Below are 12426 nucleotides of genomic sequence, written 5' to 3'. Positions count from 1 at the left end.
GCACGCCACAAGCGGTCCCGGATCGGCGCTTCGCACCGTCCGGGAGACACCATGCCGTTCAGGATCTCAGATCTGCGGCGCGACCCTGGTCATCAGCCGCGTCAGCATCGCCTCGTGCTCGGCCGTGTCGGCGCTGGCAATGGAGATCACCGCCTCGCCAACGCCGGCATCGCGGAAGGCGCGCAGGGTCTCCGCCACGTCGCTATCCGTCCCGCTCAGGCCGCGGCGCTCGTTCGCCGGCCGCGAAGGTGCGGTGTCGTCGAAGCGCAGTTCCAGGCTGATCGAGGTCTTGAGCACCGCCGGATCGCGCCCCGCCTCCGCCATCATGTCCTTCAGGCGCGCGAGGCCCGCCGCGAACTCGTCCGGCGACTGCCGCAGCGTGTGCCAGCCATCGCCATAGCGCACGATCCGCCTGAGCGCCGCCGGGCTGGAGCCACCGACCAGGATGGGCGGGTAGGGCTTTTGGAGGGGCTTCGGCGCAAATTTCAGGCCGCTATAGGTGTAGAACTCGCCCTGGAATTCCGGCACGTCCTGGGTCCAGAGCGCCTGGAGCGCCCCCAGCACCTCGTTGGTGCGTTTGCCGCGGGTTTTGAAATCCACGCCCAGATTGTTGAACTCGTCCTCGGTGGTGGCGACGCCGACGCCGAAATCCACCCGCCCGCCGGAGAGATGATCGAGCGTCGCGATCATCTTGCCCAGCCGCGGCGGATCATGCCAGGGCAGCACCAGCACCGACGTCCCGAGCCGCACCCGCGACGTGGCGCAGGCCGCCGCCGTCAGCATGGTCAGCGGGTCCCAATAGGGCCGGTCGCCCAACCGTTCGGCCACATAGGCGGAGTGGAACAGGTGCTCGCTCACCCAGACGCTGTGACATCCGAGCGCCTCCGCCGTCTTGGCGAGCGCCAGCAGCGCCACCGGATCGGCGACACCGCGGTTGGAAGGAATACTGTAGCCGATCTGCATGGGGCACGACCTCGCAAGGCAAAGGGTCCGGGCGGCCAGCATAGACGCATCGGGTCGCCGGGGGCAGAGCCTCCCGTCCTTCCGCCCGCCGTGCCGGGCCGATCTGCCCCGGGATCAGCGCAGGAAGTTGTCACGCAACAGCGACACCACCTCCCGCGTGCGGCCATCCAGGATGGCCTTGACCCCGAACAGGGCCGTGGAGGCCACCTGGCCAATCTGGACTTCCGGCGGCATGACCAGTTCCATCCGGTTCACCGTCACATCCAGCAGTGCCGGGCCTTCCGCAGAGAGCCACTCGCCCATGGCGCCTTCCAGATCGTTGGCATTCTCCACCCGCCAGCCCTTCAGGCCGCAGACCTCCGCCAGTTTGGCGAAGTTGGGGTTTTTCAGGTCCGTGAACGCGTCCAGCAAGCCTTCGACCCGCTGTTCCATTTCGACAAAGCCCAACGTGCCGTTGTTGAACACCACCAGCTTTACCGGCAGGTTTTCCTGCACCAGCGTCAGAAGGTCGCCCATCAGCATGGTCATGCCGCCATCGCCGCACATGGCGATCACCTGCCGGTCGGGAAACGCCGCCGCCATGCCCATGGCCTGGGGATAGGCGTTGGCCATGGTTCCGTGCATCAGGCTGGTCAGGAACTGACGCTGGCCATTGGCCGTGAGGTGCCGCAGCAACCACGCCATGGGCGAACCACCGTCGGCGGTGAAGATCGCATCGGCCGCCGCCAACCGGTCGAGAGTGCGGGTCAGGGTCTGCGGGTGAATCAGAGTCGGGTCCGGCTGCTCTCCCTCGCGGGCGTATCCTTCCCGATCCTTGGCCCATTGCGCCAGCGCCCGCTCCAAATGGCCACTGTCGCTGCGAGGCTTCAGGCGGGGCAGCAGCGCCCGGATCGTGTCGCCGACATCGCCGGCCAGCCCCATGCGCACCGGCGTCCGCCGACCCAGATGGGTCGGGTCGGTGTCGATCTGGATGATGCGGTCCGCGGCCGGGTAGAACTGCGTCCAGGCAAAATTCGTCCCCAGGCACAGAACAATGTCCGCCTGGTCCATGGCGTCAGCCCCGGCCCTGTTGCCGAGAATGCCGGTCATGCCGATATTGCAGGGATTGTTCGGCTCCAGGAATTCCTTGCCGCGGCTGGAGTGAACGACCGGAGCCTGCAACGCCTCCGCCAGGCGCACCACTTCCGGACCGGCCGCCCGCGCGCCGATGCCGCCATAGATCGTCACGGCCGGGGCCGCATTCAGGCACTCTGCCAGAGCGTCCAGTTCCGCGTCGGACGGGCGCACCACCGGTTGCGGCCGGTGCACGGACCAGGGGTGGGCATCGTCGGTCTTCTGCGGGAACAGATCGCCATTGACGATCACCACGGCAACACCGCGGCTGGTCAGCGCTGCCTGGGCCGCCATTGCCGTGATCCGCCGCGCCTGATCCGGGTGGCTGATCGCCTCGCAGAACACGCTGCACTGTTCGTAGATTTTGCGCTGGTCGACATGTTGCGGGAAATCCAGCCCCATTTCGGTCCGCGCCACATCCGATGCAATCAGCACCACCGGCGCGCCATTGCGATGGCTTTCGAAAATGCCGTTGACGAAATGCAGGCTGCCGGGGCCGCACGTACCGGCGCACACCGCCAGTTCGCCGGTGGCATAGGCCTCGGCGCCGGCGGCGAAAGCCCCCACTTCCTCGTGACGCACATGCATCCAGCGCAGGTCGGACCGGCGGATTGCATCGGTGAAATGGTTGATGGTGTCGCCGACAATACCCCAGCACCGGGCCGCGCCAGCGGCTACCAGGGTTTCGACCACCACGTCCGCAACGGATTTCGCCATACGATACCTTCCCGTCGTTTGAGGTGACAACGCACACTCGCGGAAGCCCCCGCCTTCGCACCGGTGGGGACCAAGGCGATAACCGTACCATATTACCCAATTCGGAGTGCGGACTGAACCCCCTCACCTGAGTCGAAATCCCGGCCCGGAAGAGGCGACCCGCGTCAGGCCGGCCGGTTCGCCTTCAGAAAAGTGCGGATGTGGCGCACCGCCAGAGGGATGCGCTCGACCGGGTCTTTCCAGGGGTAGAGGCTGACCTGGCTGTTCGGCGCCAGCATGGCCACTTCCATCGCCACCTCGTAAGGATGCGGGTCGATATCGTCCGGCAGCACCAGCACCGGCGTCCGGCAGGCGCTAACGAAATCGCGGCTGACCGTGTAGACGAAATCCGGGTTGCGGCGGTACATGGCCGACAGGAAGGCCTCGCAGTCGGCCATGGTGACGTCGTCCCGGGCTTCGCAAAGACCCGGTGCCCAGCCGGTGATGTTGCGCTGGAAGAACTGGTCCGGCATGGAGGCGCGATGGCCGCTCGGTTGGGCCATGACCGCGGCCACGACCCGGTCGCCGACCCGCTTCAGCATGTTCCAGTTCATCGGCCCGCCGATGCAGAAGCCCAGCAGCAGGAACCGGTCGACGCCCAGATGGTCCAGCAGGGCGAGTTGGTCGTCGGTATGGGAATCCCAGGGCCGCTCGATCTCCAGCGGCCCGGTGGTCTGACCGGCATTGGCGTTGCGGGTGTCGAGCGTGATGACGCGGTATTCGTCCGCAAATTCCGTCAACGGATTGAACGGGTGCGTGGCGTCCAGCCCGGCCATCGTGCCGTTCAGGCCGCCGCCCGGGATCACCAGCAACGGAAAACCGGAGCCTGCCTCCTGGTAATGGATGCGCGTTTGGCCGTGTTCGAAAAAGGGCATGGGCGTTTCTCCAATGGCTGTTGCCGAAAACCTATCCCGGCGTGCGCGGCCAAGCCAGCGGCTCGTCTTGGCCCGCAAATGGCCGACACGTCACTTTTTCGTCCGGTCGAACACGAAATCGGTGATCGGAACCGCGCTCTCCACCGCCTTGCCCAGCTTGGAGGCCAGCGAGATATCCTTGCGGCCGAAAATGCTCATATCCGGCTCGCGACCCATATGGCTGCGGGCGAGGTCTTCCAGCTGGCCCAGATTCTGCAACGCCCAGCTTTGGCCGGAGCTGACGGAGGCAAGCTGGACCATGGTTTCCTTGTCGATGCCAGCGGCCTCGGCCAGGCGCAGGCCCTCCAGCGCGACATGGACGTTCACCAGACACATCAGGTTGTTGCAGATCTTGCCGGCCTGGCCCATGCCGAGGCCGCCCATGTGAAAAATCTTGTCGCCGACCACTTCGAACAGCGGCCGGGCGCGGTCCACATCCCGTTCGTCCCCGCCGACGATCATGGTGAGCGTGCCGGCCTTGGAGGCAGAGACCGCCCCGCTCACCGCCGCGTCGATCACGTGCACGCCTTTGGCCTTTGCCGCTTCCGCCAGGATCTGGCAGGTCTCCAGGCTGACCGTGCTGTGAATAATAATCAGCGAACCGGGCCGTGCGCCCGCCAGAATGCCGGTCTCCGGGTCCAGGTAGAGGTCCAGCGTCTGCCGGTCGTTCATGACCACCGAGCAGATGATGTCGCTTGCCTCCGCCAACGCCCGCGGAGAGGCCGCCGCCGTGGCGCCGAGGGCAACCAGGTCGGCCACCGGCTTCGGGTCGAGGTCCAGGACAGTGAGGGGAAAGCCGGCGCGGGCCAGGTTCTCGGCCATCGGCTTGCCCATATTGCCGAGACCCACAAAGCCGATCCGTTCCATGACCCGTCTCCACCGTTCGCGCGAGGGCACCGGCCGGGGCCGGCGGTCCGGTCCCTATCTGACAGCCCCTGCGACCGCGAGGCAATTCTCCTGTTGCCCGCCGCCGATATTCGCCCGCCACCGACGGTGCGGTTCTGGTGCTTTACAAGCCGCCCCCGCTGGCCGAAGCTACCAGGAAAGCGTGAAATCGCCGTTGACCGACCGGGAGCCGCCCTGATGTCCGAACCCTATCTCTATGATTTCCTGGCCGTCGACCGCGCCTACAAGAGCGCGGTGCAAGCCTACAAGCCCGTGATCCCGCCGGATTTCAACTTCGCCTATGACGTGATCGACCGCCAGGGACGGGAGCACGACAAGACCGCCGTCATCGCCATTTCCGGCGACGGCCAGCAGGTGCAGGAAATCCGCTATTCCGAGATGGCGGAACGCTCGAACCGGTTCGCGAACGGGCTGGCCGGGCTCGGCATGCAGAAGGGCGACTTCGTCTGCCTGATCGGCAACCGCATCCCCGAATGGTACGACGCGCTGTTCGGGGCGATGAAGATCGGCGCGATCTCCATGCCCGGCACCACGCTTCTGACCGCCAAGGACATCGCCTACCGCGTCAACCAGTCGAAGGCGACCGGCGTGATCGTGACGCCGGAGCATTGCGACAAGGTGGATGCGGTCCGGGCCGAATGCCCCACCCTGAAACATTTCGTGGTGATCGGCGATGCCCGTCCCGGCTGGGTGGCCTCGCACGAAATGTGCGCCGCCGCCTCTCCCGTCATCGCCGAGCGCGTGCCGGTGAAAGCCACCGACATGATGATGGCGTATTTCACCAGCGGCACGACGGCGCTGCCGAAAATGGTGCCGCGCGACTTCGCCTATGGCCTGGCCCACGCCTCCACCGGCCTGTTCTGGATGGATTTGCGCCGCGACGACGTGCACTGGACGCTCACCGACACCGGCTGGGCCAAGGCCGCCTGGGGCATGCTGTTCCCGCAATTCCTGATCGGCTCGGCGGTGGTGTTGTTCGATGGCGCCGGCTTCGATCCGGTCCTGCATCTGGAGATCATCCAGAAGCTGGGCGTCACCACCTTCTGCGCGCCGCCGACCGCCTATCGCATGTTCGCCCAGATGGACCTGGCCCCGTTCGACCTGTCGTCGGTGCGGCGCTCGCTCGGCGCCGGCGAGCCGCTGAACCCGGAGGTGATCCGCTACTGGAAAGAGCAGACCGGCACCACCATCGCCGACGGCTATGGCCAGACCGAAACCATCAACATCGTCGCCAACTTTCCGGACCAGCCGGTGAAGCCCGGCTCCATGGGCCAGCCGGTGCCGGGCATCGACATGCGGGTGGTGGATGACGACGGCAAGGAAATGCCGCCCGGTGAAATCGGTCACATCGCCTGTAAGATCACCGATCCCTGGCCTCCCGGCCTGTTCGGCGGCTATTACACCGGCGATGACGCACCGGACCGCAAGGCGTTCCGCCACGGCTATTATTACACCGGCGACACCGCCACTCGTGACGAAGACGGCTATTTCTGGTTCGTCGGCCGCGCCGATGACCTGATTGGCTCAGCCGGCTATCGCATCAGCCCGTTCGAGGTGGAAAGCGCGTTGCTGGAACACCCGGCCGTCGCCGAAAGCGCCGTGATCGGCGAGCCGGACGAGCTGCGCGGCCAGGTGGTGGCCGCCTATATCATCCTGGCCAAGGGCTATGCGGACACGCCGGACCTGGCGCAGGAAATCCAGGACTTCTGCAAGGACCTGACCGCGCCCTACAAATATCCGCGCCGGATCTATTTCGTCGACGAGTTGCCCAAGACCATCAGCGGCAAAATCCGCCGGGTGGAATTGCGCGGCGAGGGGTAGGACCGTCCCTGCGCCGAGCCGCCACTTCCGCAGCAAGATTCGACCGCTTTCCCGGCCGCCGCCCGCAGCGCGGGCCAAGGGCCGGGATCCCTATGGCGGGTGCGCTCCGAACGGTGGTCCTCGACACGGCGGGAGATCCCGGATCGCGGCTTTGCCGCGTCCGGGAAAGCGGGGTGTGCGCAGCGTGGCTGCGGGCGGGCCTTGGTCAGACCGAACCCGCTCATCCCAGCTTGGCCATCACCTCGGTCTGGAATTCCTCCATGCGTTCCAGCGTCCGGGGCAGGTCGTCGCCGTCGCCGCCGATCAGGAAATGTTGCAGGCCCACCGCGCGGTAGGCGCCGATGTCATCGACAATGGCCTGGGCGCTGCCGGTGAAAGGCATGCGCCGGCCGTCGCGGCCCGCCAGCTCCGGCCCGACGCGGCACTTGATGGCCAGCAGGGCCGCCTCCACCGCCGTCGGATCGCGGCCGGCATCCGCGGCCGCCGTGCGCACCTGGTCCAGCGACGCCCCATAAAGCGTCGGCGTATCCAGCGGAAAGCGCGGGTGGGCGGCCACCGGATACCAGGCATCCGCCAGCCGGCCGGCGCGGCGGAGCGCCCCCTTCGCCTCGCCGCCGACCCAGACCGGCAGGCCGCCCCGCTGCACCGGCTTCGGTGCGAACAACAGATGATCGAAGCGCACGTGCTCGCCTTGATAGCGCGGTTGCCCAGCCGTCCACAGTTCGCGGAACGCCTCCACCGTCTCTTCGGAGGCACGGGCGCGATGCCGGAACTCCGGCCCGCCCAGCAGTGCGATCTCCTCCGCCATCCAGCCGATGCCGACGCCGACCGTCATCCGGCCCTTGGAGAGCACGTCCAGCGTCGCCAGCATTTTCGCCGCCAGCACCGGCTGGCGGTGCGGCAAGACCAGCACGCTGGAAAGCAGCCGGATGGTGCTGGTGGCGCTGGCAACGAAACTCAGCGCCGTGATCGTCTCCAGCGAGACGCCGCTGTCCTGGGCGAAGAACTTGCCGGTTTCGGAATAGGGGTAGGCGCTGTCCACCTCGGTCGCGACCACCACATGGTCGCTCATGCCGAAATGGGTGAAGCCGCAGGCTTCCGCCTTCCGGGCGATGGCTTTCAGGGAATCGGGCTCGCCCGCCGTGCCGCGCGAGCCGAAATGCAGGCCGAATTTCATGGGGGGGTTCCTCCTGGCAGGAGCGTCGGGTCTCCATTGGCGGACACTATAGGCGCACGGAACAGGGCCGCCTATAGTCGCCCCCCATCAACCCGATGGACCCAAAAACCCGAACAGACCCCAGAGGAAACCCCGACAATGGCCGACAACGCCGCCACCGTGATCGCGCTCGACAAGGCCCGCATGGACGCCATGGCCGCCCAGGACTATGCCAAGCTCGACACCATCATCGCCGACGATCTGGTCTACACCCACTCCTCGGCCCGGATGGATACCAAGGCGACCCTGATCGGCGCGATGCAGTCCGGCGCCACGGTCTACAAGGCCTGCACGCCGTCGGACGTGAAGGCCCAGGACCTGGGCGAAACGGTGGTGCTCACCGGCCGTGCCGAGATCAGCATCGACCGCGCCGGCTCGCCGATCTCCTTCGCCGTGCGCTTCACCGACGTCTACGCCAAGCGCGGCGGCCAGTGGCAGATGGTGGCCTGGCAGTCGACCAAGACGGACTGAGCGCCACGCGCGCCGGCGCGACGGGTCGCTCGCCTAGAGCGGAGTCTTTTCCCGCTGGCACACCCCCATCTCCCCTGTCCTCGCGGAAGCGGGGACCCATGCCTGAGAGGCAAATACAGAGTCCGTGTCCTGTGAGACGCTCTCAGGCATGGGCTCCCGCTTGCGCGGGAGATGGGCAGGAGAGTGGGGCAACCAGGACCGGAACCACACTAGGCTGCAGCGGTCGCCTGGTCGGCGCGCGATGCCATCAATGGCTGGATTCGGGTGCCGAAGGCCTCGATCCCCGCCACGAAATCGTCGAAGGTCAGCATGATGCCCTTGGTTCCCGGCACGCTGGCCGCCTCGTCCAGCATGCGGGCAACGCTCTCGTAAGACCCAACCAAGGTTCCCATGTTGAAATTGACCGCCCCTTCCGGCGCGGTGATGGAGCTGGCCGTACCCTGGGCATCCGCGTTCGGGTCGCCCGCGCCCTGGCCCGCCATCCAGGCCAGGGCGTCCGTGTCGGCGTTGTCGTGATAGTCCTGCCATTTGGCCATGGCGGCTTCGTCGGTTTCGTCGGCGATGACCATCATCAGCACATAGGACCCGACATCGCGGCCGCTGACAGCCGCCGCCTGCGTCAAGCGCTCATTGGTGGGTGCGAAGGCAGCCGGCGTGTTGACGCCGGTCCCCAGCACGAACTGATAGTCACAGTATTCTGCGGTGAATGCCATGCCGGTGTCGCTCTGGCCGGCGGCGACCAGTTCGATCCTGCCCGAGGGCTGCGGCAGCAGACGGCAGTCGTCCATGGTGAAATGCCCGCCCTTGAAGTCGGAGCGGCCGGTCTCCCATAAATCCTTCATCACCTGCACGTATTCGGAACTGTAGGCGTAGCGGTAGCCGAAATACGCGTCTCCCGGCCACAGGCCCATTTGCGTGTATTCGTCCTTGGCCCATCCGGAGACGATGTTCACGCCGAAGCGCCCGGGCGCGATCGAGTCGATGGTGACCGCCATGCGCGCGACCATGGCCGGCGGCAGCGTCAACACGGCAACGGAGGCGAACAGCTTGATCCGCTCGGTAACCGCCGCGAGGCCGGCCATCAGCGTGAACGATTCGTGGGCATAATCCCAAAACTCGGTCTCACCGCCAAACCCGCGCAGCTTGACCATGGAGAGCACGAAATCCAGGCCATATTCTTCCGCTTTCCGCGTAATGGTCTGATTGAGTTGAAAGCTTGGCAAGTATTGAGGTGAGGTTTTGGTGATCAACCAACCGTTATTGGCAATGGGAAGAAAGACGCCGATGTCCATGGTCGCGGGCTCCCGAGAGATGGTGTTCTCTCTCCGGAGCAAGCAACGTGCCAAACGATCGGATCGGCAAGGTCAGGGCAAGGGCCGGGGTGCAATCAAACACGACCACCCGGTAATCCCTCCCGATCAAGCTGGCCGACCGCTTTAGCGCCGCACCGACTCGCTGGCGGGAGCGCCGGGGCGGTGGCGGTAGGCGTTGGGATCGCGCTTGGCCAGTTCCGCCGGGTTCGAGCCCGGCCGGTCGCCGGGGCGGCAGAATTGCAGCATCAGCACGTCGGCACCTTCCGCGCCGGCGGTCAGCACCGGAGCGGGCTCGCCCGCCGCGACGTACAGCAGCGACCATTGCGGCAGCGTCTTGCCGTGCTGCGCCACCTCGCCCTCGCAGACCAGATAGTACTGGCCGCCGCCGTCCGAGACCGGGCCGGTCATGGAGGCACCCGCGCCCAGGCGATAACCGCGGGCATCGACCCCGTCGTTCTGGCCGTCCATCAACGCCGCCGCCACGCACTCGCCCACCGCCGGCCGCGGCCCGGAGCGGTCGAAATGGCCGGCAATATTGCGGCCGGCCCGGCCGGGCATGTGTTCGCGGCTGCCGGGCATCGGGAAAAACCCGCCGCTCGCCACCGGCCGCAGGGTGAAAAAGACAAACCCCTTTTCCTCGCCCTTGATCGGACCATAGGGCGTATAGGCGTCGGCGTATTGGAAGGTCACCGGCGGTGCCGCCTTCTTGCCCATGGTGCAAAAGCCGCCGACCACGACCTGATACTGGTCGACATCGTGAAAGTGCGGCGCGATGTGGGCGCCCGGATACAACCGGTCGACCAGAAAGGCCTGTGGGTTGGCATCGATAATGCCGGGGCTGCCGATATAGTCGGTGCGGGAGCCGGCGCCGACCTTCTCGACGACGGGAATGGGCCTAGTGTCGGTGCTGGCGACGGCTTGCATGATGGATCCTCCTGCCGGACCGGGCGCATCCGGTCTTGCCGAGCGGTGCGCATTCGCGAATGATAATTGTACCTTCGAACCATCCTGCGACAAACCGGAAAACCAAACTGATGCCCAAGCATGTCGGAACCTGGCGCCTGGTGCGCGCCGAAGCGGTGGACGCCGACGGCAACCCGGTCGCCCCGCCCTTCGGCGGCGAAGCCGTCATCGGCCGCGTCGTGCTCACCGCCGACGGCCGCCTGTCCGCCTCCATCGTCGATGCCCGCAAGACGATTCCGGAGGGCCAGACGCGCGAGTATTCCTGCTATGCCGGCGCCTACACCTTCGACGGCCAGACGCTCGTCACCACGGTCGACGCCGCCTCCGACCCGGCCCGCATGGGCACGCAACAGGTGCGCGAGGTCTCGTTCGAGGGCGACCTGATGGTGCTGCGTCCGCCGCTGCGCTCCTATGGCGGCAAGCCGGCCGAGCGACGCACGATCTGGTGGGAGAAACTGGCGGACGTCTAGCGACGTCGCCGCACGACCGGAACACCGACCGCGCCGGCCGCACCAGAATTCCGACTGACAGGAGGAACCGCCCATGTCCAACCCCACCGCCTTCGAAGAGGTCATGGCCGCCCGCGACAAGGGCCTGCCGGCGACCGGCGAGGTGACCATCACCGGCGCCGACCCGGTGTTCTCGACCAAGTTCAAAATCGGCGAGACCTGCGCCGCGGTCCTGGCCGGGGTCGGCACCGCGGTCAACGACCTGTGGGAATTGAAGAGCGGTCGCCGACAGAAGGTCGCCATCGACGTCCGCCACGCCGCCGCCGGCCTGCGCTCGTCGCTCTATATGCAGCGGCCGGACGAAGGCGGAGTGTTCCGGCCGGTGGTGAACAAGAACCATGAGGCGATGATCGCCATCACCCAACCCTGGCCCACCAGGGACGGCCGCTGGGTGCTGCCGCATTTCGGCCTGCCCAACCTGCAGGCGCGCATGCTGAAACTGCTGGGTTGTGAGCCGAACCCCGAGTCGGTGGCCAACGCCGTCGGGCAATGGGACGCGCTCGACCTCGAAGCCGCCATCGACGAGCACCGGGTTTGCGGCGGCATGGTCCGCACCAACGCCGAATGGTTGGCCAGCGAGCACGGCCGGGTGCTGGCCGCCAAGCCCATTGTCGAGGTGATCAAGATCGCCGACAGCGCGCCGGAGCCGCTGCCGGCGGGCGACCGGCCGCTCTCCGGCATTCGCGCGCTCGACCTGACGCGCATCCTGGCCGGGCCGATCTGCGGTCGCACACTGGCCGAGCATGGCGCCGAGGTGCTGATGGTCACCGCCGAGGGCCTGCCCCAGATCGCCGAGCACGTGATGGATACCAGCCACGGCAAGCGCTCCTGCTATCTGAACCTGAAGGACCCGGTCGACAACGCCCGCCTCAAAGAGCTGGTGCAGCAAGCCGACGTGTTCAGCCAGGGTTACCGCCCCGGCATGATCGGCGGCCTCGGCTTCGGGCCGGAGGAACTGGCGGCAATCCGGCCCGGCCTGATCTACGCCTCGATCAGTTGCTATGGCGCCGACGGCCCGTTCAGCCACCGCGGCGGCTGGGAGCAGGTGGCTCAGACCATGACCGGCATCTGCCACGAGGGAACGCCGGAACGGCCGCAATTGCTGCCGGCTGCGGCCTGCGACTACACCACCGGTTATCTGGCCGCCTATGGCATTCTGCTGGCGCTCGCCCGTCGTGCCACGGAAGGCGGCAGCTATCACGTGCGCGTCTCGCTCTGCCAGTCCGGCATGTTCATCCACCGCCAGGGCGATGTCGGCTACCAGCAGCCGGGCATGGACCTGTCGGCCGATGAACTGGATGCGCTGCGCATCGAAACCCGGCCGGCATTCGGGCCGCTCCGCCATCTGGGGCCGATCCTCCGGCTCTCCGAGACCCCGCCGCGCTGGGACCGGCCGACGCCGGTGTTGGGCGGCGACAGCCCGGAATGGCCGGCCAGGCAGGCTGCAAGCCGCGCCGCGGAGTAAGCCGGGTGCACGCAAC

General features: G+C 66.8%; 11 protein-coding genes. 4 read left to right on the top strand and 7 right to left on the bottom strand.

Going from position 1 to position 12426, the window contains the following annotated elements; genetic code table 11:
* Window positions 1–66: 66 nt before the first annotated feature.
* From H6844_01065 to H6844_01050, 4 genes are all read right to left on the bottom strand, one after another.
* Window positions 67–963, bottom strand: a complete 897-nt coding sequence (locus tag H6844_01065) for an LLM class F420-dependent oxidoreductase (protein MCB9927997.1) — start codon at window positions 961–963, stop codon at window positions 67–69.
* A gap of 114 nt (window positions 964–1077) precedes the next feature.
* Window positions 1078–2793: a ubiquinone-dependent pyruvate dehydrogenase gene (locus H6844_01060; protein ID MCB9927996.1), complete on the bottom strand. Its 1716-nt coding sequence runs from the start codon at window positions 2791–2793 to the stop codon at window positions 1078–1080.
* A gap of 164 nt (window positions 2794–2957) precedes the next feature.
* On the bottom strand, window positions 2958–3707 hold the full coding sequence (locus tag H6844_01055; GenBank protein ID MCB9927995.1) for an alpha/beta hydrolase: 750 nt from the start codon (window positions 3705–3707) through the stop codon (window positions 2958–2960).
* 90 nt (window positions 3708–3797) lie between these two features.
* Window positions 3798–4613 (bottom strand): NAD(P)-dependent oxidoreductase, encoded by an 816-nt coding sequence (locus H6844_01050; protein MCB9927994.1) that lies wholly within the window; start codon window positions 4611–4613, stop codon window positions 3798–3800.
* Window positions 4614–4829: 216 nt separating this feature from the next.
* Here H6844_01050 and H6844_01045 point away from each other — a divergent pair, with 216 nt between their 5' ends.
* On the top strand, window positions 4830–6473 hold the full coding sequence (locus tag H6844_01045) for an acyl--CoA ligase (GenBank protein MCB9927993.1): 1644 nt from the start codon (window positions 4830–4832) through the stop codon (window positions 6471–6473).
* Window positions 6474–6693: 220 nt separating this feature from the next.
* On the opposite strand, the gene H6844_01040 is transcribed toward H6844_01045, so the two are convergent.
* The gene (locus H6844_01040) at window positions 6694–7650 is read right to left on the bottom strand and encodes a TIGR03619 family F420-dependent LLM class oxidoreductase (protein ID MCB9927992.1); all 957 of its coding nucleotides are present in this window, start codon (window positions 7648–7650) and stop codon (window positions 6694–6696) included.
* Between the two features lie 138 nt (window positions 7651–7788).
* On the opposite strand from H6844_01040, the gene H6844_01035 reads away from it, so the two are divergent.
* Window positions 7789–8160, top strand: coding sequence for a nuclear transport factor 2 family protein (locus H6844_01035; protein ID MCB9927991.1), 372 nt, complete (start codon window positions 7789–7791; stop codon window positions 8158–8160).
* A 209-nt stretch (window positions 8161–8369) separates the two neighbouring features.
* Here the strand turns inward: H6844_01035 and rutA are convergent, their stop codons facing one another.
* Together rutA and H6844_01025 are read right to left on the bottom strand one after the other, a co-directional pair.
* Window positions 8370–9452, bottom strand: a complete 1083-nt coding sequence (gene rutA / locus H6844_01030; protein ID MCB9927990.1) for a pyrimidine utilization protein A — start codon at window positions 9450–9452, stop codon at window positions 8370–8372.
* Between the two features lie 144 nt (window positions 9453–9596).
* Window positions 9597–10397 (bottom strand): hypothetical protein, encoded by an 801-nt coding sequence (locus H6844_01025; GenBank protein MCB9927989.1) that lies wholly within the window; start codon window positions 10395–10397, stop codon window positions 9597–9599.
* A gap of 110 nt (window positions 10398–10507) precedes the next feature.
* Here H6844_01025 and H6844_01020 point away from each other — a divergent pair, with 110 nt between their 5' ends.
* A complete protein-coding gene (locus H6844_01020; protein ID MCB9927988.1) occupies window positions 10508–10906 on the top strand; it encodes a lipocalin-like domain-containing protein in 399 nt (132 codons plus the stop codon).
* Between the two features lie 103 nt (window positions 10907–11009).
* Window positions 11010–12410 (top strand): CoA transferase, encoded by a 1401-nt coding sequence (locus H6844_01015; protein MCB9927987.1) that lies wholly within the window; start codon window positions 11010–11012, stop codon window positions 12408–12410.
* Window positions 12411–12426: the final 16 nt, after the last annotated feature.

This window comes from Alphaproteobacteria bacterium (genome assembly GCA_020638555.1).
Classification (GTDB): domain Bacteria; phylum Pseudomonadota; class Alphaproteobacteria; order Bin95; family Bin95; genus JACKII01.
This window is presented reverse-complemented; position numbering and strand designations above follow the sequence as displayed.